Source organism: Dickeya sp. CFBP 2040, assembly GCF_012273755.1.
Lineage (GTDB): Bacteria > Pseudomonadota > Gammaproteobacteria > Enterobacterales > Enterobacteriaceae > Dickeya > Dickeya poaceiphila.
On sequence record NZ_JAAVXH010000084.1, the window covers coordinates 66,481 to 88,667 of the forward strand.

A 22,187-nucleotide genomic window follows, 5' to 3' on the forward strand; every position below is an offset into this window, starting at 1 on the left:
TCTAATGACCTTTGATATAGCGAAATACCCCACGCTGGCGCTGGCGGAAAACCCTGAGGAACTGCGCCTGCTACCAAGGGAAAGCCTGCCCAAATTGTGCGATGAACTGCGACAGTATCTGCTGGACAGCGTCAGCCGCTCAAGTGGGCATTTTGCCTCAGGTCTGGGTACGGTCGAGTTGACCGTGGCGCTGCATTATGTTTACAACACCCCTTTCGACCACCTGGTGTGGGATGTGGGCCACCAGGCGTACCCTCACAAAATTCTGACTGGGCGACGAGATCGCATTGCCACCATTCGTCAAAAAGGTGGCTTGCATCCGTTTCCCTGGCGCGGTGAAAGCGAATATGACGTGCTGAGCGTCGGTCACTCTTCAACCTCTATCAGCGCCGGTATTGGCATGGCGGTGGCAGCAGAGCGCGAAGGTCTGGGACGGAGAACCGCCTGCGTGATTGGCGATGGCGCGATTACTGCCGGTATGGCATTTGAAGCCATGAATCACGCTGGCGACATCAAACCGGATATGCTGGTGATTTTGAACGATAATGAGATGTCGATTTCCGAAAACGTCGGCGCACTGAACAATCACCTGGCGCAATTGCTCTCCGGCAAGCTCTATTCCACCCTGCGTGAAGGCGGCAAGAAAGTGCTATCCGGCCTGCCGCCTATCAAGGAACTGGTCAAGCGTACTGAAGAACACCTGAAGGGCATGGTGGTGCCGGGTACGCTGTTTGAGGAATTAGGCTTTAATTATATCGGCCCGGTGGATGGGCATGACGTGCAGTCACTGGTGCAAACGCTGAAAAACATGCGTAGCCTGAAAGGTCCGCAGTTACTGCATATCATGACCAAGAAAGGCAAAGGCTATGCCCCCGCAGAACAGGACCCGATCAGCTGGCACGCCGTACCAAAATTCGACCCGGCCAGCGGCACATTACCGAAAAACAAAGAATCGCTTCCGACCTATTCCGCTGTTTTCGGCGAATGGCTGAAAGAAACCGCAGCAACAGACCATCGGCTGATGGCTATCACCCCAGCCATGCGTGAAGGCTCCGGCATGGTATCGTTTTCGCGTACCTATCCGCAGCAATACTTTGATGTCGCAATTGCAGAGCAACATGCAGTAACCTTTGCCGCCGGCCTGGCGATTGGGGGTTATCGTCCGGTAGTGGCTATCTACTCCACCTTCCTGCAACGTGCTTACGATCAAGTCATTCATGATGTCGCTATTCAGAACCTGCCGGTACTGTTTGCTATTGATCGCGGCGGCATCGTTGGCGCCGACGGCCAAACGCATCAGGGCGCATTTGACCTGTCGTTCCTGCGCTGTATCCCCCATATGGTGATCATGACGCCCAGCGACGAAAACGAATGTCGGCTGATGCTGCATACCGGTTATCATTATCAGCAAGGGCCATGTGCGGTACGTTACCCGCGCGGCAACGCGTTGGGCGTGGAACTGACGCCGCTGGAAACCTTGCCTATCGGCAAAGGCGTGCTAAAACGCCAAGGTGAGAAGATTGCCATTCTGAATTTCGGCACGCTGTTGCCGGAAGCACAGCAGGCAGCTGATGCACTCAACGCCACACTGGCAGATATGCGATTTGTAAAACCGCTGGATGAGGCACTGATCGCCTCGCTCGCCGCCAGTCATGACGTACTGGTCACACTGGAAGAAAACGCGATTATGGGGGGCGCCGGCAGTGGAGTGAACGAATACCTGATGGTGAAACGCCTGCCGGTGCCGGTGCTCAATATCGGCCTGCCTGATGAATTTATTCCGCAAGGCCCACAGGCGGAAATCCGCGCAGACCTGGCACTGGACGCGGCAGGTATTGAATGTCGTATCCGCAGTTGGCTAGCCTGACTGGCATCAGTTACACGAATAGCAAAAACCGGGATAATCCCGGTTTTTTTTACATTTTGACAGCTGCTGAATAATAGCCTCAGTTTTGCAACTGCTATATCACATAATGCCCGACAACATACAAAACCGCTGCTGAAATCACCCCGGCGACGATATCGTCAACCATAATGCCCATGCCGCCATGCACATTACGATCAAACCAGCGGATCGGCCAGGGTTTGAAAATATCCAGAACTCGGAAAATGACAAACCCCGCAGCCACCCAACCCCAGTGGCTCGAAGGCACTGCCATCAGCGTGATCCACATCCCAACAAATTCGTCCCAGACGATACTGCCGTGGTCATGTACCCCCATATCTTTGGCAGTACGGTGGCACAAGTAAACGCCAATGCAGATACAGAGCATCACCAGCAACGAATAAAGCTGTAATGGTAACAGCCTCAACAGATACCATACCGGAATGGCCGCCAGCGAACCTGCGGTGCCGGGCATCCACGGCGATAACCCGCTGCCGAAGCCGGTCGCCAGAAAATGCCATGGATTACTCATGCGCAGGCGATGTTTGGCAACCAGCGAACTTTTATTTTCATGAGTCAAATTTTCATGAGCCAAAATGGTCATACCCTTTCAGATTAACAGTCACCGGCTGACCAGAGTGGAAAAACCCCAGCCCTTCCGATGCCGGGGCAATCTGGCCGATGCAGGTATAGCGAGTACCCAGGTGACCAATCGCTACCTCCAGCGCTCCACGATTCAACTCCGGTACGGTAAAGCACAGTTCATAATCTTCACCGCCGCTGAGCGCCCACTTCATAGCCTGTTCCGGGTCGTCACACTGCAACAACGCGCTGGAATAGGGCAACGCATCCAGATTAACGCGTGCGCCGCAATCACTGGCCTTGAGAATGTGCCCCAAATCAGACACCAGCCCGTCAGACAGATCGATAGCCGCGCTGGCCAGATCACGCAACGCCTGCCCGTGCAGAATTCGAGGCTGAGGGCGCAAATGACGCTGCAACAACCATTGACGGTCATCCGACTCAGACACCTGTAGCTTATCCTGCAAAACAGCCAAACCAGCAGCGCTATCGCCCAGTGTTCCAGTCACGTAAATCCAATCGCCAATACGCGCGCCACTACGCTTGAGCGCCCGCCCCTCCGGCACCAACCCTTGAATGGTCAGCGTCATACTGAGCGGCCCACGCGTGGTATCACCGCCAATCAGTTGCATACCGTAGTAAGAAAGCTGTTCAAACAAGCTGTTGCTATAGGCGGCGAGCCAGTCGGCATCAATATTCGGCAACGTGAGCGCCAGCGAGACAAATGCAGGATCAGCCCCCATCGCCGCCAGATCACTCAAATTGACCGCCAGAGATTTGTACGCCAGATCAGCCGGGTCAATATCAGGCAGAAAATGAATGCCGGATACCAGCGTATCCGTGCTGACTGCCAGCAACTGTTTGTCCGGAATGTTCAGCAGGGCACAGTCATCGCCGATCCCCAGCTCAACACCCCGTCGTGAATAGCCCGTCCGATTGAAATAGCGGGCAATCACATCAAACTCACCTTGAGCCATAGTCTTTCCAGATTCTGGTAACCTAAAAAACCAAGGCCGGAAAACCGGCCCTGACTGACTTATCTTTTACCTGGTCGCAGGTGAGGCCCTGCTTTGTCCAGTACCCCGTTCACGAACTTGTGGCTGTCCTCGGCACCAAACACTTTAGCCAGTTCAATCGCTTCGTTGATGGCAACCTTGTATGGCACATCTTCGCGTTTACTGAGCTCATACACCGCCAGACGCAAAACCGCCCTTTCCACCTGGCCCAGTTCTTCCAACTGACGGGAAAGGTATGGCGCCATCTGGGCATCCAGCTTTTCCGCCAGAGTAGCAACACCCGCCAGCAACTCGCGGAAATAGGCGATGTCCACGCCTTTGACATCCTGCTCGCTCAGGAACTGGAGTTCAACATCGGCAATATCGTTTTTGGACAACTGCCAGGAATAAAGCGCTTGAACCGCACATTCACGAGCGCGGCGACGAGCAGCAGGTTTCACGGAATACCCCTTACCAAATAAATCAGGCTGACTTGATTGAGTGTAATACATTGATCATTTCAAGCGCGGTCAAAGCAGCTTCAGCACCTTTATTCCCCGCTTTAGTGCCAGCGCGCTCGATGGCCTGCTCGATACTTTCCGTAGTCAGCACACCAAAGGCGACCGGAATGTCGCTGTTCATAGCGACCTGAGACAGACCGGAACTGCATTCGCCGGCAACAAATTCAAAATGCGCGGTACCACCGCGAATCACCGTACCCAGTGCCACCACAGCATCATATTTCTGGCTGTTAGCCAGCGCACGCACGGCCAGCGGCAGTTCATAGGCACCCGGCACCCAGACAACGGTGACGTTTTCTTCTTTCACCTGACCAATGCGCTTAAGAGCATCCAGCGCGCCTTCCAACAAGCTGTCATTGATAAAGTGATTGAAGCGGGCAATAGCAATCGCCACACGAGCATTCGGAGCGGCAACAACACCTTCGATAATGTTCATAGCTTTCCTTTGACTGTTTTACGACCCCGCAGGGGGGCGGATTCTATCATATTCTTCCGGGCGCGTATCCGCTTTTGACCCTGTATCGGATATCCGTCATCCGACATACGGAGGCAATATATTATTGCGGCTTCAGGGTCAGGCGGAGATCCGGCCCAACCTGACAAACATCCGTCATAGCAAACGCGGGGGCCTGCGACAACTGTTCCAGCCCCGGCAAAACGCACAGCGGTCGGGCCGCCTCACCCAACAATTTAGGTGCAAGATAGACGATAAGCTCATCTACCACGCCCACCTGCAATAACGCGCCAGCCAGCCGGGGACCGGCTTCCACCCATACGGTATTGATTTGACGCTTGCCCAGAGACATCATCAGGGCAACCAGATCGATACCACCGCCATGCAGCGGCATACTGAGTTGCTCTACACCATCCGGCCATGGCTGCTCATCCTGACGTACACGCGCCAGCCAGGTCTGCCCAGGCTGACTCACCAGGCGATGCTGCGGCGTCACGCGCGACTGACTATCAACAATCACGCGTACCGGCTGGCGCACGGCGCTTTCAGGGTAGAGGCGCTGAGTATCCGCATCCAGTTCTGACCAGCGTACGGTCAGCGACGGATCATCTGCCAGCACGGTAGCACTGCTGCTGAGAATAGCGGAACTCTGCGCGCGAAAACGCTGCACATCCTGACGAGACTGAGGTGAGGTGATCCACTGGCTTTCCCCGGACGCCATTGCCGTACGGCCATCCAGCGACGCACCAAGCTTGAGCTGCACATAAGGGAAACCGGTGCGCATCCGTTTCAGAAAGCCGCGGTTAATCTTTTCCGCCTGCTCCATCATCACGCCGTGGTGCACTGCAATGCCGGCCTGTTGCAGGCGGTGCAGACCGCGGCCAGCCACCTGAGGATTGGGGTCCTGCATCGCGGCGACGACTCGCGCCACGCCAGCGGCGACCAGCGCATCAGCACAAGGCGGGGTGCGACCGTGATGACTACAGGGTTCGAGCGTTACATACGCCGTAGCGCCACGCGCCTTGTCACCCGCCATACGCAGCGCATGTACTTCAGCATGGGGTTCGCCCGCTTTCTGGTGATATCCTTCTCCCACTATCTCGCCATCTCTGACGATCACGCATCCGACATTCGGATTCGGTGCCGTAGTGAAGCGCCCGCGGCGAGCAAGCTCAAGCGCACGGGCCATGTAAAACTCATCAGGGTATGTAGCCATGCTGCGCTTATCCTGGATTAAAAATCATATTAGGAAGAGGAAGATACGCGAGACCAACGTATCGTTAATCCTGCAGACGAGCGATTTCTTCGCCAAATTCACGGATGTCCTCAAAACTGCGGTATACCGATGCAAACCGGATGTAGGCCACCTTGTCGAGCTTCTTTAGCGCATCCATTACCAGATTGCCCACCATTTTGGCCGTTACTTCCCGCTCGCCAGTGGCACGTAGTTGAGACTTGATATGTGTAATCGCGGTTTCCACGTTATCAGAGCTGACTGGGCGTTTTTCCAGCGCCTTCAGCATACCGCTACGCAGTTTGTCCTCGTTGAACGGCTCGCGCACATCATTACTCTTGATGACCCGCGGCATCACCAGCTCCGCCACCTCAAAGGTGGTAAAACGCTCGTTGCACACCAGACACTGCCGACGGCGACGAACCTGAGAACCTTCTCCCACCAGACGAGAATCAATTACTTTGGTATCCACTGCGGCACAAAAAGGACAATGCATAACGTTTCCAGACCATAACCGTATAATCTTGACCTAGTTTACCCCGAATTTCGCCGATAACCCAAATACCGGCACGACGTTGTTTTTCATCGCTGGCTACCTCCTGCAACTACAAGCGATGCCGATGCGCGACTTCGCGTGGTTGCCAGCAATCCGCAGCGATTGATTATTGCCGCCCCCGTATTTATCACTCTTGATTCAGCCTGTTCTGCTTACCTTCTTGCTAAAAGGTCATTCACTATAAGGGACAATAACTCACGTCTATATTGACCCAAATTGAATAATTAATTGACCCGTATGGGCTCAGGGAGAAACAAGGCATGACCTTTTACCACCGCGTTATCCCGATGTTATCCGTGATGGCATTGCTCGCCGGATGTGCGCACCCACAACCCCCCCATGTGCAAAACGAACTGGGCCAGATCGACCAGAAACTGCAGGATATCGCCAACCGTGCTGTCGCTCTGGAGCAGCAGAATTCGTTAAACGCCAACTCTACGTCTGGAGCATATCTGCTACCTGCCGCTCATAACCGGGCATTGCTCGACAGCAGCATCGGCACGTTAAATCTGGAGCTGAGCAAGATTGAACCGGAAGCCAGCGGCACACGCGTCTTGCTCACTATCCGCACCATGAACACACTGTCGTTACCCGCCTTTCAGGCAACACTTGACTGGGGAACGCTTGATCCAGTCAGTGGCAAACCGTTGACCGGCGATATGCAAACTCAGTTACTCAGGTTCCCGCGATCTCTGACGCAGGTTTCAGAGGCCACGACGGAAGTACGGCTTTCGGGACTGACGCCGGAACAGCTTGGTTTTGTGCGTGTGCATGATGTAATGGCAGAATCTGCGCAGCATCACGACGAATCGGATCAGACTCACCCTTAGATGCCGCAACTTGCGGCAATCATAAAAAAACCCTGCCAGACGGCAGGGTTTGTCATTGCATATCGGATGATGAAAAGCGATTACGGCAGCAACGACGGCTGGTCCGCGCCCTCTTTTTCCACCTTCTGCACCAGCATGTGCTCACGCTTCATACCCAGCTTGAGCGCCAGCGCGGAGGCAACATAGATAGAAGATACCGTACCAATGGTGACGCCTATCAGCATCGTCAGCGAGAATCCCTGCAACATCGCGCCGCCGAACAGGTACAGCATCAGGATCACCACTAACGTTGTGCCTGATGTGATCAATGTTCGGTGCAACGTTTGGGTCAACGACACGTTGAAAATTTCGTAAGGCGTACCACGGCGGATCTTACGGAAGTTTTCACGGATACGGTCAGAAACCACGATGCTGTCATTCAGCGAGTAGCCGATGACCGACATCAGCGAGGCCACAGTAGTCAGATCGATTTCAATCCGACACAGTGATAGCACCCCCATAGTGATAATCACGTCGTGCGCCAGCGCGATAACCACCCCCGCAGCCAGACGCCATTCGAAACGGAAGCCGACGTAAATCAAAATGCAGATTAACGCCGCCAGCAACGCCATGGCACCATTCTGCGCCAAATCTGCCCCCACGCTCGGCCCGACGAATTCAATGCGCTTAACTGCCGCATTCTGACTGGTTGCTTCGTTGATCACACTGACAACTTTGCTGCCCAGCGCCTGACCGCCAGTTTCATCATGAGCAGGCGGCATACGCACCATGATGTCACGGCTGCTGCCGAAGTTCTGCACCAGCGGATCGGCAAAGCCGGCTTTTTGCAACGCTTCACGCATCTGTTCCAGATCCGCAGATTTCTCCAGCGCAATCTCAATAACCGTACCACCGGTGAAATCCAGTCCCCAGTTGAAACCACGTACGCCCATCACAACGATAGACAGCAGCAGCAGCAGACCAGACAAACCGAACGCCCAGTAATCCCAGCGCATAAAGTCATACACTTTACGGCCATAGTTCAATTGTTCAACAGTATATTCCTGTGCCACAACGCACTCCTCAGATAGACAGCTTTTTGATGCGTTTGCCGCCGTATAGCAGGTTTACGATGGCACGGGTACCTACGATTGCAGTAAACATGGATGTCGCCACGCCAATACCGGTCGTGATCGCAAATCCTTTAATCGAACCGGTACCGACCGCATACAGGATAATGACCTTAATCAGCGTCGTGACGTTCGCATCGAAGATGGAACTAAATGCGCCCCGGTAACCTTCGTCAATCGCCTGCTGAACGGTACGCCCGTTGCTCAGTTCTTCTTTGATACGTTCGTTAATCAGTACGTTAGCATCCACCGCTACCGCAAGGGTTAACACAATACCTGCAATCCCCGGCATAGTCAGCGTCGCCCCCGGCAGCAGCGACATAATGCCGACCACCAGCACCAGGTTCAACAACAGCGCGGAGGTCGCAATCATGCCGAACGTCTTATAGAAGAAAATCATGAACAGGATGGACACAGCAAGACCAGCCAGACACGCCTCAAGCCCCTGAGTGATGTTCTGCATACCCAGTGTTGGGCCGATAGTGCGCTCTTCCACGATCTGAATCGGTGCTATCAGCGCGCCAGCACGCAACAGCAGCGACAGTTGACGAGCCTCATTCGGGTTGTTGATGCCGGTAATACGGAAGCTGTTACCCAGACGTGACTGGATGGTGGCGACGTTAATCACCTCTTCCTCTTTTTCCAGAATCGCACGGCTATTGGCATCTTTTTTACCGCTGTCCTTGTACTCCACAAACAAGGTCGCCATCGGTTTACCGATATTGTCCTTAGTGAAGTTGGACATCATATTGCCGCCAGCGCTGTCCAGAGAGATATTGACCTGCGGACGGTTGTACTCATCGTTGCCGGAGGTGGAGTCAGTAATGTGGTCACCGGTCAGAATCACGCGCTTGTACAGCGCTACCGGGCCGCCATCACGCATATTCATCACCTCGGTGTCGCCAGGCACACGACCGCTGCTCAGTGCAGCAGGATCGACATTGCTGTTAACCAGACGAAACTCCAGCGTGGCGGTCGCTCCCAGGATTTCCTTGGCACGCGCGGTGTCCTGAATCCCTGGCAGTTCTACTACAATACGGTCAGTCCCCTGACGCTGCACCAACGGTTCGGCCACGCCGAGCTGGTTGACACGGTTGCGCAGGATATTGATGTTCTGTTGCACCGCATATTCGCGGGCTTCACGCAGGCGGGCATCACTCATGACCGCACGCAGCGTATCGCTGCCACTGCTGCTGATCACCAGATCACGATGACGGGGAGTCAGGTAATTCACCGCGTTGTCGCGCAATTGAGCGTCGCGGAACAGAATTTCCACGCCATAGTTATCCGACTTGCGAACAGAAGCATACTGGATGCCTTTCTCACGCAGATCACTGCGCAGGGAATCCATTGTCTGCTCTTGTAACTTGCCTAACGCCGTGTCCATATCCACTTCCATCAGGAAGTGCACACCGCCACGCAGGTCAAGACCCAGTTTCATCGGTTCTGCACCCAGCATTCTCAGCCAGGTCGGCGTAGCCGGCGCCAGATTAAGCGCAACCACATACTTCTCGCCCAACGCGTTCAGCAGCGCTTCACGAGCGCGAAGCTGTACGTCTGGCGTGGAGAAACGCGCAAGAATGGCACCGTTTTCCAGCGCAATAGACTTACTGGGGATATTTTGTTCTTTCAACACATTCTGGATCTGGACCAGCGTAGATTCACTGGCGGCGGTTCCTCGCGCGCCAGTGACCTGAATTGCCGGATCCTCACCATACAGGTTAGGAAGTGCGTAGAGCAGACCAACGATAATCGTCACGATCAGCATCAGGTACTTCCACAGAGGATAGCGGTTTAACACGGTAGTTCCCTTCGGGAAAGTCGAAAAATTACAGGGCCTTCATGGTACCCTTCGGCAGAACGGACGTCACGTAGTCACGCTTGATAACGACTTCGTTGGTATCGTTCAGGGCAATGGTGATAAATCCGTTATCAGCCACCTTGGTCACACGCCCCACCAGGCCGCCGTTGGTCAGCACTTCATCGCCTTTGCTGATCGAATCCATCAACTTTTTGTGTTCCTTGGCACGTTTTTGCTGAGGGCGCAGGATCATGAAGTAAAAAATCAGACCGAACACGGCCAGCATAATCACCAGAGAGTACGGGCTTCCTTGAGCCGGAGCACCTGCGGTTGCTGCCACAGCGTCGGAAATGAAAAAACTCATTTAAATGTCCTCTTTAGTTATCAAAACACAAGTTATCTATAAAACGTTCATGCCACGCAAACGTGCTTATTGCAGCGCATCACCTTCACGGTCAACGTCCACCGCATTGTCAACCAACGGCGGAAGCGGTTTACCAATGCGCTGGTAAAACTCGGCCACAAAGCTCTCTAATTTACCGTCTTCAATAGCCTGTCGTAAACCAGCCATCAGGCGCTGGTAATAGCGCAGGTTGTGGATAGTATTGAGGCGCGCGCCGAGTATTTCGTTACAACGGTCCAGGTGGTGCAAGTAGGCACGACTATAATTGCGACACGTGTAGCAATCACAGTGCTCATCCAGCGGCCCGGTATCATCTTTATGTTTAGCGTTACGGATTTTAACCACACCGTCCGTCACGAACAGATGGCCGTTACGGGCGTTGCGAGTCGGCATCACGCAATCAAACATATCGATACCGCGACGTACCCCCTCCACCAAATCTTCCGGTTTCCCCACCCCCATCAGATAGCGGGGTTTATCCGCCGGCAACTGCGGACAGACATGCTCCAGAATGCGGTGCATATCGGCTTTCGGCTCACCGACCGCGAGGCCGCCCACAGCGTAACCATCAAAGCCGATGTCCACCAGCCCTTTTACTGACACATCACGTAAATCTTCGTAAACACTGCCCTGAACGATGCCGAACAGCGCGTTTTTGTTGCTTAATTCATCAAAACGCTGACGGCTGCGCTTCGCCCAGCGCAGCGACATTTCCATCGAGCGCTTGGCGTAGTCCCAGTCTGCCGGGTAAGGCGTACACTCGTCGAAAATCATCACGATATCGGAACCGAGATCGTACTGAATTTCCATGGATTTTTCCGGACTGAGGAAAATGGCGTCACCGTTGATCGGGTTACGAAAGTGAACGCCTTCTTCAGTAATCTTGCGGATATCACCGAGACTAAACACCTGAAAACCACCAGAATCGGTCAGGATCGGGCCATGCCACTGCATAAAATCATGCAGGTCGCCGTGACGTTTCATGATCTCCTGCCCCGGACGCAACCACAGGTGGAAGGTGTTGCCTAAAATAATCTGTGCGCCGGTGTCTTTGACTTCTTCCGGCGTCATCCCTTTAACGGTGCCGTAAGTGCCGACCGGCATAAATGCCGGCGTTTCCACTACACCACGTTCAAAAACCAGACGACCACGGCGCGCATGGCCATCCGTTTGCAACAGTTCGTACTTCACTTAACCTCCAGCATCAGAAAACAGTCTGATGACATCGTTGATATACCCACAGAACCTGGCCTGCGGTATGAAAATGGCTCGACAGTGGATTACCCCACCTGTTCTTGTTCCGCCGACGGGTTACGGGTAATGAACATCGCATCCCCGTAACTAAAAAAGCGGTACTGCTCAGCCACCGCCTGATGGTAAGCGTCCATGGTATGACGGTAACCCGCAAACGCCGACACCAGCATAATCAATGTCGATTCCGGCAAGTGGAAATTGGTCACCAGCGCATCCACCACCTGATAGTGATAGCCGGGGTAGATAAAAATGCGGGTATCGCCGAAAAACGGGGCAATTACGGCTTCCACACTGGCTTGAGCCGCACTTTCCAACGAACGCACCGAGGTCGTACCGACGGCGATAACACGGTTGCCACGCGCTTTACAGGCCAGTACCGCGTCCACTACCGTCTGCGGCACTTCGGCATACTCGGCGTGCATCACATGGTCTTCGATTGACTCAACCCGCACTGGCTGGAAGGTACCGGCACCGACATGCAGAGTCACGAAGGCCATTTCCACGCCTTTTTCTTTCAGAGCAGCCAGTAACGGCTCATCAAAATGCAGACCCGCGGTTGGTGCCGCCACGGCGCCGGGGCGCTGACTGTACACCGTCTGATACAATTCGCGGTCTGCGGCCTCATCCGGACGGTCAATATAGGGTGGCAACGGCATATGCCCGATGTCATTGAGAATGGTCAACACATCACGTGTATCGTCAAACTGAATCTCGAACAGTGCATCATGGCGCGCCAGCATGGTGGCTTTCACGCTCTCATCTTCACCGAGTAACAATTCCGTGCCGGGTTTGGGTGCCTTGGAAGCACGCACATGCGCCAGCACACGATGGTTATCCAGCATACGCTCTACCAGCACTTCCAGCTTACCGCCGCTAGCCTTGCGGCCAAACAAGCGTGCCGGGATCACCCGTGTATTGTTAAACACCAACAGGTCGCCCGGCTGTAATTTATCGAGCAGATCGGTAAAGACGCCGTGCACGACTGCACCTGTGGGACCATCCAGCGACAACAGACGGCAGCCACTGCGTTTTGCCTGCGGATAGCGGGCAATCAGAGATTCAGGTAATTCAAACGAAAAATCAGCAACACGCATGACTATTCACTTACATTTCGGCACAGTGGAACAAAAGAAGCGGCCTAGTCTAGAGCTCGCTGACACCGGCTGCAAGAAATAAGCGGGACAGCGTGTCGCCTTCCTCTATACTTGCCGCGTCAATCATGCCTTTTTCTTTCCGAGGAGCGCCTCAACGCCATGAATTTTCTCGCACATCTGCACCTTGCCACACTGGCGCAAAGCTCCCTGACCGGCAACCTGATGGCAGATTTCGTGCGCGGCAACCCTGATGAGCTATATCCAGCCGATATGGTGGCCGGCATTCGCCTGCATCGGCGCATCGACGTATTAACCGACAGTCTGCCGGAAGTCCGCACCGCCTGTCGCCACTTCAGCACCGACTATCGCCGGGTTGCACCGATAGCACTGGATGTGCTGTGGGACCACTTTCTGGCGCGCCACTGGTCGCAACTGGAACCCTCGATATCCTTGACGCACTTTGTCACCGATGCTGAACGTCAGATTGTTCCGCATCTGGCCGATACACCGGAACGCTTTCGCAACCTCAACCATTATTTGTGGTCAGAACGCTGGCTGGAACGTTACGCCGAGCTGCCGTTTATTGCTGACGTGCTGCATCGCATGTCGGTACGCCGACCAAAGCTGGCGGCACTATCTGGCTCATTTAGTGACATCGAGCGCAGCTACCATCAATTTGAAACATTATTCTGGCAGTTCTATCCTCATATGATGCATCTGGCAAAAACAGGTCAGCTTGATGGCCCGGCTGACGCCGCACGGTAAATCACGGTCAATGAAGAACAGTACGCCAGGCTGTTCACGTGTCAGTGACAAGAGTTATCAATTGATTCGATAGCCAAAGGCTATCTTATTGATTGGTCGCTTTCGCTTTATTCACCGGCAGGCTGTACCTATACTTACGGCGTTTATTACGTTCACCTTTCATTAACAACTATTTACAGGAGTAATTATGGTCCTGGTAACGCGTCCTGCCCCCGACTTCACTGCTGCTGCCGTACTGGGAAGCGGGGAAATCGTTGAAAATTTCAATCTGAAAAAACACATCAACGGAAAACCGGCTGTGATCTTCTTCTGGCCGATGGACTTCACCTTCGTGTGCCCGTCTGAACTGATCGCCTTCGATCACCGCTATGAAGAGTTTAAAAAACGTGGCGTTGAAGTGGTTGGTGTGTCTTTTGACTCTGAGTTCGTTCACAACGCCTGGCGTAAAACCCCGGTCGAAAACGGCGGTATCGGTGAAGTGAAATATGCGATGGTCGCTGACATTAAACGCGAAATTCAGAAAGCCTACGGTATCGAACACCCGGATGCAGGCGTAGCACTGCGTGGCTCTTTCCTGATCGACAAAAACGGCATCGTGCGTCATCAGGTGGTGAACGATCTGCCGCTGGGCCGTAACATCGACGAAATGGTGCGTATGGTTGACGCACTGCAATTCCACGAAGAGCACGGCGAAGTATGCCCGGCTCAGTGGGAAAAAGGCAAAGCCGGTATGGGCGCCTCTCCGGACGGTGTTGCCAAATACCTGAAAGAAAACGCCAGCAACCTGTAATCAGTACGCTGATACCGGTAATCAGCCAGCGGTTTCGCCGCTGGCTTTTTTTATATCCGCGATTCGGCAGCAGGCTTGCGCACCGTTTTACTCAGGCGCGACGCCGACGAAGGGCGTAGCTTGCCAACAGCAGCAGGATCCACCCCATCCCCGCGTACAGCGCAATGCGGGTATCCGGGAAATAGCCGATCAGCCCAATGATAAAAGCCAGGAACACGATACCGACCATTGCGGTTGCTGCACCGCCAGGCAGTGGAAACGCCAGCGCTTTAGCTTGCTCGCGGCCCAGTTTACGGCGAAAGGCAATCTGCGAGCATAGAATCATGATCCACACCCATACGGTGGCAAAGGTCGCCAACGAGGCAATCACCAAAAACACTTTCTCCGGCATGATGTAATTGAGGTACACCGCCACCAGCAACGCCAGCACCATCACCACGACCGTAACCCAGGGTGTGCCACGCCGTGACAGTCGGCTAAATACCTGCGGCGCATGACCTTGTTCCGCCATGCCATGCAACATGCGGCCAACACCAAACACATCACTGTTAATGGCGGAGAGCGAAGCGGTGATTACCACGAAGTTCAGGATACCGGCTGCCGCGGTGATGCCCATGTGCTGGAAAGTCAGCACGAACGGGCTACCGTTGGTGCCCACCTGATTCCATGGATAAATCGACATGATCACAAACAGCGTGCCGACATAGAACACCAGAATACGCCAGGGCACCGAGTTAATAGCGTGCGGAATGGATTTGTGCGGCTCTTTGGCCTCGCCAGCGGTGATACCAATGATCTCCACGCCGCCGTAGGCAAACATCACCATCTGCAACGACAGAATCATCCCCATTATACCATTGCTGAAGAAACCACCGTTGCTCCACAAATTATGGATGCCGGTAGGCTCGCCGCCGTTACCAATCCCCCAAACGATGATGCCGACCCCGGCTACGATCATCACCACAATGGTGGCGACCTTGAAAAACGACAGCCAAAACTCCAGCTCACCAAACACTTTAACGTTCATCAGGTTGATGGCGCCGATGATCAGCACCACACTCAATACCCAAACCCAGTGCGGCACCGCCGGGAACCAGACGCCCATATAGATGCCGAAGGCGGTAACGTCGGCAATCGCCACTATCAGCATTTCAAAGCAATAGGTCCAGCCAGTAAGGTATCCGGCCAGCGGACCGAGATAATCACGAGCATAGCGGGAAAAAGAGCTGGCCTGTGGGTTGTTGACGGACATCTCGCCCAGTGCTCGCATAATGATATAAGCGAACACGCCGCCAATCAGATACGCCAGTAGCACACTGGGCCCCGCCATCTGAATAGCGCTGGCCGAGCCGTAAAACAGCCCGGTACCGATGGCAGAACCTAGTGCGATAAAACGAATATGCCGCGTACTTAAGCCGCGCTTGAGTCTGGATTGTTGTTCCATAGGTTTGGATTGTTGTTCCATAAATGAGCAACCCTGTCTTTACAAACGAAAAAACCACAGGCAAACGCCTGTGGTGAAAAGCATCCGTCCAACCGTTATTCAGGAATGTACGGTGACTTCCTGACGCCCCGTAATACGGTCATAAATCACCGTTACCAGCAAAATCACCAGCGACGGCGGCAACCAAGCCAGCCCCTGTTCGCTCATCGGCAGGCTTTGCGTCCAGCCCGGCAGCAATGCTTTGAAGGCGGACGACTTGACGCCGTCAAGCAGACCGAACACCAGACTGACCAGCATGACTGGCGCGATGACATGGGTGCTGTTATTCCACCAGCGGCGAGTAAAACTCAACAACACCAGCACAATGCACGGCGGGTAAATCGCGGTCAGCACCGGCACTGACAGTTGAATCAAATGACTCAGCCCCAGATTGGACACCACCATCGAGAACAGCCCCAACACAAACACCAGTGCGCGGTAAGACAGCGGTAGATACTGGGCGAAGAATTCAGCACAGGCGCAAGTCAGCCCCACCGCAGTGACCATACAAGCAATGAAGATCAGCAACGCCAGGAAACTGCTGCCCATGTTGCCAAAGGTGTGCTGTACATAAACGTGCAGAATTTCGGCGCCATTCTGCGCGTTCGGTACCAGCGAACCGCTGAAGGAACCGAGGTGGAACAGGCTCAGATAAACCAGCGTTAATCCCAGCCCCGCAATCAGCCCGGCCAGAATGGTGTAACGGGTTAACAACCCAGCGTCACTCACACCACGGGAACGGGCCGCATTGACGATGACGATACCGAACACCAGCGCACCCAGCGTATCCATGGTCAAATAACCATTAACGAAACCGGTGGAGAATGGCACCTGTTGGTAGGCTTCCGCAGTCGGCGCTGGCGTACCTGCCGGCCATACTAACGCCGCAATCCCCAGTACAGTCAGCGCGATAATTTTCACTGGTGCCAGAATGTGACCAACAGTATCCAACAGACGACCGGGATAGAGTGAAATTGCGATCACGATGGCAAAGTAGATCAGGCTATAAACCAGCAGAGGCGTCGCGCCCTCACCCACCAGCGGCGCAATACCGACTTCGAACGAGACCGTGGCAGTACGCGGCGTAGCAAACAGCGGCCCGACCGCCAGATAGCAGACCGTTGCCAGCAACACGCCTGCTTTCTTGCCGATAGGGCTACTGAGCGTATCAATACCGCCGCCTACACGGGCCAATGCTATCACCGTCAGCACCGGCAAACCCACCGCCGTGATCAGAAAGCCCAGTGCCGCAATCCAGACGTGCTCACCCGCTTGCTGGCCAACCATCGGCGGAAAAATGATATTCCCAGCGCCGACAAACAGAGCAAAGGTCATAAAGCCCAATGCCACGATATCTTTGGAAGTTAAACGATGACTCATCATGTATGTTGTTGTTGCCTGTAAAAATGGTGTTGCCGGTAGAAACCGGGCGCATAAAACGGCGTACGCGAAGAGCGAGCCGTCCGTGCGATGTGCAGGATTATGGATGTGGGGTTTTATTGCACAGCGTTAATAGGGCCTAAGTAAAACGTTTATAGCAATAAAAGGCAATACGTGATCGATAAAGCAGGATAGTAATCTGTATTTCACTATAAATTTAGCATATAAATTTATATTTTCACCGACATGCTATACATGATTTGTGCATGAAAACAGTTTATAGCGCGAAAAATCATCTCAATTTTCCAGCACAGAGCAATCATTATCCATATTAGAAACTTATAGAAATAAAAAACGCCGATAGGGTATATCGGCGTTATAAAAAAGCGCAAAGCGGCGACTAGCAGCAATGACAAACGTGGTTAGCGATATTCACGACCAGTTTGAGTTTTGCCCATTGCTGCTCTTCCGACAACGCATTGCCCTCTTCGGTAGAGGCGAAACCACACTGTGGGCTCAGGCACAGTTGGTCCAGCGCTACATAGCGTGTTGCTTCGGTAATGCGTTTTTGTACTTCATCGGCGTTTTCCAATTGCCCGTTTTTGGTGGTGATAAGACCCAACACCACTTTCTGATGACCAGGCTTGATGAAGCGCAGCGGCTCAAATCCACCCGCCCGTTCGGTATCGTATTCGAGGAAAAAGGCATCCACATTCACTGTCCCGAACAGTGTTTCCGCCACAGGTTCATAGCCCCCTTCGGAAATCCAGGTAGAGCGGAAATTACCACGGCAGACATGCAGGCCCACCACTAAATCGGCCGGTTTGCCTTCCAGCGCTTTATTAAGCACTTGCGCATAGGTACGGCACAGATAATCCGGGTCATCGCCACGCTCACTGATCTGGCGTCTCTGGTCTTCAGAGCACAGATAAGCCCACACCGTATCGTCCAGTTGCAGATAACGGCAACCGGCATCATAGAAGGCACGGATGGCATCACGCCAGGTCAGCGCCAGATCGTCGAAGTAGTCGGCCAGATCGGGGTAAACCGTGCTATCAATCACTTTACGGCCACCGCGGAAATGCAGCACACTCGGACTAGGAATGGTCATCTTGGCTACTGCATCGCCAGCCACGCTATTGAGGAAACGGAAATCATCCAGCATCGGATGCTGCGGATTAAAACTGACCTTGCCAGTGACTTTCACGCCACGGGCTTTGGTCTGCACGCCGTTAAACTGAATGCCTTGCTCTGCTTCATAACGTTCCACGCCGTTCAGGCTGTCGAAGAAGTCGAAATGCCACCAGGCTCGGCGAAACTCGCCGTCGGTCACCAGCTGCAGACCCGTTGCACGCTGCAATTCCACCACACGTTGAATTTCCTGATCTTCGACACGGCGCAGCGCAGCTGCATCAATCTCACCAGCCTGAAACTGCAAACGCGCCTGCTTGATGGCAGCCGGACGCAATAAACTGCCGACGACATCGGCACGAAACGGAGGAAGGGCTTGTGTCATGCTGTGCTCCTGTACTTCAAAAACTGACCATCACAGCCTGTTTTCAGGCAAGATTTTCAGATGCATGAGTTTGTTAGATGAATTTGTTTTCAGGGGAAATAATTACGCCTCTGAACTTTTTAGCCATCCAGACGGCTAGAAGTGAAGCTATCCTGTCATGCGTTTTTCTCAACGGCAATAGAAGAATTTTCACGACACATGAAATTTATTCATGTTACTGATCAGTTTGTTGCAGGAACCCTATTCGATGTGGGCATCACATTGTCCAGCCCAAGTAATTGTCTGGTCTGCTCACGTGCTATTTCCGGCAATGGCAGATAACCGTCCTGACTGACCAACGCCTGCCCCGACACCGACAACACCCGATCCAAAAACGCAGCGGTCAACGGCTCCAGCGGCTTGTCAGGCGCTTTATTGACGTAAATGTAGAGATAACGCGTATAGGGGTAACGCCCACTGCGGATGGTGTCGGCGGTCGGCAACACGTAATCGTCTTTGTCGCTGGCCGCCAGCGGCAACACGCGCACTCCGCTGGCACGAAAACCGATGCTGGCGTAACCGATGGCATTAACCGATGCCGCTACCGCCTGCACCACCGACGCTGAACCGGGTAATTCATTGACCTGCGGCAGAAAATCGCCGCCGCACAGCGCCTGTTGTTTGAAGAAACCATAGGTGCCCGACGCTGAATTGCGCCCATAGCGTAGCAGCGCACGTTGTTGCCAGACGCCGCCCCCCCCCAGTTCCTGCCAGCGTTGCACCGCTTTCCCGGCGCCGCAGCGGCGTGTCACGGAAAAAACGGCATCAAGCTGCTGCACGGTCAGTCCGGTAATCGGGTTGTCCTGATTAACCAGCACGACCAACGCATCCAGCGCCACCGGAACCGCCGTCGGCGCGTAGCCATAATGCCGCTCGAATGCTTCGATTTCGCTACGCTTCATCGGTCGGCTCATGGGTCCCAATTGTGCTGCCCCTGCTGCCAGCGCCGTCGGTGCCGAAGACGAGCCAGCGGCCTGAACTTGCAGGTTAACACCAGGGTAATATTGGCTGAAATCCGCCGCCCAGAAGGTCATCAGGTTCGCCAGCGTGTCGGAGCCAGCACTGGACAGGTTGCCCGCCAGCATCGCCTGCGGCGCAGCAACAGCCTGACCAAACAGACACAACAGCACGGCAAGCAGGCGACGAATGGGTATCATGTGTCGTTTCCAACGGGATGAAAAACAGAGGAACACTATTCTCGGTACAGCAGCGGGGACAATCAAGCCCCCACCGCCACTATCACAACTGAGGGTTCGCCGCGTTCTGGCTCAACACTGAACTGACAATCAACCGATTTGGTAAGGTGAACATGAAGCGTGAGCCTGCCCCTTCTTCGCTGAGGATCTCCAGACGAGAATCGTGGTGGCTGAGCGCATGTTTGACAATCGCCAGCCCCAACCCGCTGCCGCCGGTCTGGCGTGAACGGGCCTTGTCAACGCGATAAAAACGCTCGGTCAGGCGAGGAAGATGTTCGGCAGCAATGCCCGGACCGTTGTCGCTAACCTGAAATTCTGCACCCTGCGGTGTTTGCTGCCAGCACACTTCAATGCGGGTGCCCTGTGGCGTATGGTTAACCGCGTTATACACCAGATTCGACACCGCGCTACGCAACTGCTCTTCGTTGCCAAACACTTGCAATTGTTCGTTGACGCGAAACACAATCTCGTGACGTCCTTGACTCAGGGTATCCGCTTCACGTTTGAGCACTCGCAACATCAGCGGAATATCTACCTTTTCACTGAGATCGATAGCCGCGGCGGCTTCGATGCGCGACAGCGTCAGCAATTGCTGCACCAGCCCATCCATACGGCGGGTTTGCTCCTGCATGGTGTGCAACGCCTTAGATTGCAACGCACCATCCAACGATTCATCGCTCATCATCTCCAGATACCCCTGCAACACGGTCAACGGTGTACGCAGTTCATGGCTGACGTTGGCGAAGAAGTTGCGCCGTGCGCCTTCCAACTGATGCATTTGGGTCACGTCGCGGGCCACCATCAGTAGTTGTCCTTCCGAATAAGGCATCACACGGAATTCTACGTGGTGGGCATTTTTCAACGTTAGCGTTAGCGGTCGGTTGAAATCCTGCTGCTGCATGTACTGGGTAAACTCAGGGTAACGCAGCAGGTTGAGGATATTTTGACCATTGTCTTCCGGCCAGCGAAAACCAAGCAGATGCTGGGCCAGACGGTTACACCAAATAATCCCGCCTTCTTCAGTGGTGATGACCACTGCATCCGGCAACGATTCCGCGCCGCTGCGAAAGCGTTTGATCAGCAACGCCAGCTCACGCCGACGGCGGCGGTTGCGTAGTTGCATCTGATAAAGGCCGTAAAACAGCGGTTCCCAGCTCCAGCGGCCAGGCGGTGGGGTCATGCTGCGATCAACCCACAGCCAGTAAGACAGGCGCAATTGGTTGTAGAAGTTCCAGCACAACGCCGCCAGTACCGACGCCAGCAGAAACCAGGGCAGATAACCGATGATCAGCCCCAGCAACACACCAGGTAAACAAAAAAAAGCCAGCTCCATCGCCAGCTTTTTCCACGACAAACGTTCTAGCACGTCAGATTTTCTCCGGGAATCACGTTATCAATAACGCGTTGAAAAACGGTATCCAGTTCCCCGAACAGTCTGAACCATCTTGTCGTGCCCACTGGTTTCCAGCGCCTTACGCAAGCGGCGGATATGAACATCCACAGTACGGTCCTCAACATAAACGTTAGTACCCCATACATGATTCAGCAACTGCTCACGACTATATACCCGTTCCGGATGCGTCATAAAGAAATGCAGCAGCTTGAACTCCGTCGGTCCCATATCCAGCGCGTGTTCTTCCGTGGTTACCCGGTGGGAAGAGGGGTCCAGGCTTAATCCACGCATTTCGATCACTTCTTCCACCGCCATCGGCGAAATTCGGCGCATTACTGCTTTGATACGTGCGACCAACTCTTTGGGCGAAAACGGTTTAGTAATGTAATCATCAGCCCCCACTTCCAGGCCGCGAACCCGATCTTCTTCTTCACCTCTGGCGGTCAGCATCATGACCGGAATATCTCTGGTCAGCGCTTCGCGTTTCATATGTTTGATAAACTGCAAACCGGACCCGCCAGGCAGCATCCAGTCCAGCAGCACCAGTTCAGGATAAGGTTCGGCCAGCCGGGTAACGGCGCTATCATAATCCTCAGCCTCGACTGGCTGATAGCCGTTCTGCTCCAGCACGAAGCACACCATTTCACGAATCGGTGCTTCATCTTCCACCACCAAAATACGTCTTGCCATATCAATCCTGCCGTTAATCGTCACGGTTAGCGTGCGGTGTGCATTATGCGTCAGTTTTATGACAGATTTATGAAAAATCGGCCCCGCCGGCGGCGGCCTCACTACCGCGACCAGAGCCACCCGTAGCGCTTATTTTTTCCCCTATCACGCTGGTTGACTAGATATTATGGGACATGCCCTAAACTGCACACCTATAATCGCCGATGATAAAGACGCG

The 22,187-nt window shown here is 54.0% G+C and carries 21 protein-coding genes; 4 read left to right on the forward strand and 17 right to left on the reverse strand.

The features are described 5' to 3' along the window. Window positions 1–4 precede the first annotated feature (4 nt). Entirely contained in the window at window positions 5–1,867 is a 1,863-nt protein-coding gene (dxs, locus tag Dpoa2040_RS11350) for a 1-deoxy-D-xylulose-5-phosphate synthase (protein ID WP_168641311.1), read from the forward strand. 94 nt (window positions 1,868–1,961) lie between these two features. On the opposite strand, the gene pgpA is transcribed toward dxs, so the two are convergent. The 6 genes from pgpA to nrdR all read right to left on the reverse strand — a co-directional run bounded on the left by pgpA (window position 1,962) and on the right by nrdR (window position 6,167). Further along, the gene (gene pgpA, locus Dpoa2040_RS11355) at window positions 1,962–2,489 is read right to left on the reverse strand and encodes a phosphatidylglycerophosphatase A (RefSeq protein ID WP_168641312.1); all 528 of its coding nucleotides are present in this window, start codon (window positions 2,487–2,489) and stop codon (window positions 1,962–1,964) included. Continuing rightward, on the reverse strand, window positions 2,470–3,444 hold the full coding sequence (gene thiL, locus Dpoa2040_RS11360; protein ID WP_168641313.1) for a thiamine-phosphate kinase: 975 nt from the start codon (window positions 3,442–3,444) through the stop codon (window positions 2,470–2,472). The genes pgpA and thiL overlap by 20 nt, the downstream gene beginning before the upstream one ends. 59 nt (window positions 3,445–3,503) lie before the next feature. Next, a complete protein-coding gene (nusB, locus tag Dpoa2040_RS11365; RefSeq protein WP_042869262.1) occupies window positions 3,504–3,923 on the reverse strand; it encodes a transcription antitermination factor NusB in 420 nt (139 codons plus the stop codon). Window positions 3,924–3,945: 22 nt separating this feature from the next. Further along, window positions 3,946–4,419, reverse strand: coding sequence for a 6,7-dimethyl-8-ribityllumazine synthase (gene ribE, locus Dpoa2040_RS11370; protein WP_042869260.1), 474 nt, complete (start codon window positions 4,417–4,419; stop codon window positions 3,946–3,948). 121 nt (window positions 4,420–4,540) lie between these two features. Continuing rightward, window positions 4,541–5,653, reverse strand: a complete 1,113-nt coding sequence (gene ribD / locus Dpoa2040_RS11375) for a bifunctional diaminohydroxyphosphoribosylaminopyrimidine deaminase/5-amino-6-(5-phosphoribosylamino)uracil reductase RibD (protein ID WP_168641314.1) — start codon at window positions 5,651–5,653, stop codon at window positions 4,541–4,543. A 64-nt stretch (window positions 5,654–5,717) separates the two neighbouring features. Further along, entirely contained in the window at window positions 5,718–6,167 is a 450-nt protein-coding gene (gene nrdR, locus Dpoa2040_RS11380; protein WP_042869256.1) for a transcriptional regulator NrdR, read from the reverse strand. A 320-nt stretch (window positions 6,168–6,487) separates the two neighbouring features. On the opposite strand from nrdR, the gene Dpoa2040_RS11385 reads away from it, so the two are divergent. After that, window positions 6,488–7,057, forward strand: a complete 570-nt coding sequence (locus Dpoa2040_RS11385; protein WP_168641315.1) for a DUF3251 domain-containing protein — start codon at window positions 6,488–6,490, stop codon at window positions 7,055–7,057. A gap of 80 nt (window positions 7,058–7,137) precedes the next feature. On the opposite strand, the gene secF is transcribed toward Dpoa2040_RS11385, so the two are convergent. From secF to queA, 5 genes are all read right to left on the reverse strand, one after another. Beyond that, window positions 7,138–8,109 (reverse strand): protein translocase subunit SecF, encoded by a 972-nt coding sequence (gene secF, locus Dpoa2040_RS11390; protein WP_042869251.1) that lies wholly within the window; start codon window positions 8,107–8,109, stop codon window positions 7,138–7,140. A 10-nt stretch (window positions 8,110–8,119) separates the two neighbouring features. Continuing rightward, entirely contained in the window at window positions 8,120–9,967 is a 1,848-nt protein-coding gene (secD, locus tag Dpoa2040_RS11395; RefSeq protein WP_168641316.1) for a protein translocase subunit SecD, read from the reverse strand. 28 nt (window positions 9,968–9,995) lie between these two features. Further along, window positions 9,996–10,331, reverse strand: coding sequence for a preprotein translocase subunit YajC (gene yajC / locus Dpoa2040_RS11400; protein ID WP_012770768.1), 336 nt, complete (start codon window positions 10,329–10,331; stop codon window positions 9,996–9,998). Window positions 10,332–10,397: 66 nt separating this feature from the next. Then, window positions 10,398–11,561, reverse strand: coding sequence for a tRNA guanosine(34) transglycosylase Tgt (gene tgt / locus Dpoa2040_RS11405; RefSeq protein WP_168641317.1), 1,164 nt, complete (start codon window positions 11,559–11,561; stop codon window positions 10,398–10,400). Between the two features lie 89 nt (window positions 11,562–11,650). Beyond that, complete coding sequence (queA, locus tag Dpoa2040_RS11410) at window positions 11,651–12,718, reverse strand: tRNA preQ1(34) S-adenosylmethionine ribosyltransferase-isomerase QueA (protein WP_042869245.1); 1,068 nt, start codon at window positions 12,716–12,718, stop codon at window positions 11,651–11,653. Window positions 12,719–12,877: 159 nt separating this feature from the next. Here queA and Dpoa2040_RS11415 point away from each other — a divergent pair, with 159 nt between their 5' ends. Then, a complete protein-coding gene (locus Dpoa2040_RS11415; protein ID WP_042869243.1) occupies window positions 12,878–13,483 on the forward strand; it encodes an ACP phosphodiesterase in 606 nt (201 codons plus the stop codon). Between the two features lie 187 nt (window positions 13,484–13,670). Further along, a complete protein-coding gene (locus tag Dpoa2040_RS11420) occupies window positions 13,671–14,273 on the forward strand; it encodes a peroxiredoxin C (RefSeq protein ID WP_042869241.1) in 603 nt (200 codons plus the stop codon). Between the two features lie 91 nt (window positions 14,274–14,364). Here the strand turns inward: Dpoa2040_RS11420 and proY are convergent, their stop codons facing one another. The 6 genes from proY to phoB all read right to left on the reverse strand — a co-directional run bounded on the left by proY (window position 14,365) and on the right by phoB (window position 21,970). Continuing rightward, window positions 14,365–15,717, reverse strand: coding sequence for a proline-specific permease ProY (gene proY, locus Dpoa2040_RS11425; RefSeq protein ID WP_168641324.1), 1,353 nt, complete (start codon window positions 15,715–15,717; stop codon window positions 14,365–14,367). Between the two features lie 99 nt (window positions 15,718–15,816). Next, window positions 15,817–17,136 (reverse strand): branched-chain amino acid transport system II carrier protein, encoded by a 1,320-nt coding sequence (brnQ, locus tag Dpoa2040_RS11430; protein ID WP_168641325.1) that lies wholly within the window; start codon window positions 17,134–17,136, stop codon window positions 15,817–15,819. Between the two features lie 400 nt (window positions 17,137–17,536). After that, window positions 17,537–18,652, reverse strand: a complete 1,116-nt coding sequence (locus Dpoa2040_RS11435) for a cobalamin-independent methionine synthase II family protein (protein ID WP_168641318.1) — start codon at window positions 18,650–18,652, stop codon at window positions 17,537–17,539. A 221-nt stretch (window positions 18,653–18,873) separates the two neighbouring features. Beyond that, window positions 18,874–19,848, reverse strand: a complete 975-nt coding sequence (locus tag Dpoa2040_RS11440) for a PstS family phosphate ABC transporter substrate-binding protein (protein WP_042869236.1) — start codon at window positions 19,846–19,848, stop codon at window positions 18,874–18,876. 82 nt (window positions 19,849–19,930) lie between these two features. Next, window positions 19,931–21,253: a phosphate regulon sensor histidine kinase PhoR gene (gene phoR, locus Dpoa2040_RS11445; protein ID WP_042869234.1), complete on the reverse strand. Its 1,323-nt coding sequence runs from the start codon at window positions 21,251–21,253 to the stop codon at window positions 19,931–19,933. A gap of 27 nt (window positions 21,254–21,280) precedes the next feature. Further along, window positions 21,281–21,970, reverse strand: a complete 690-nt coding sequence (gene phoB / locus Dpoa2040_RS11450; protein ID WP_012770778.1) for a phosphate response regulator transcription factor PhoB — start codon at window positions 21,968–21,970, stop codon at window positions 21,281–21,283. Window positions 21,971–22,187 lie beyond the last annotated feature (217 nt).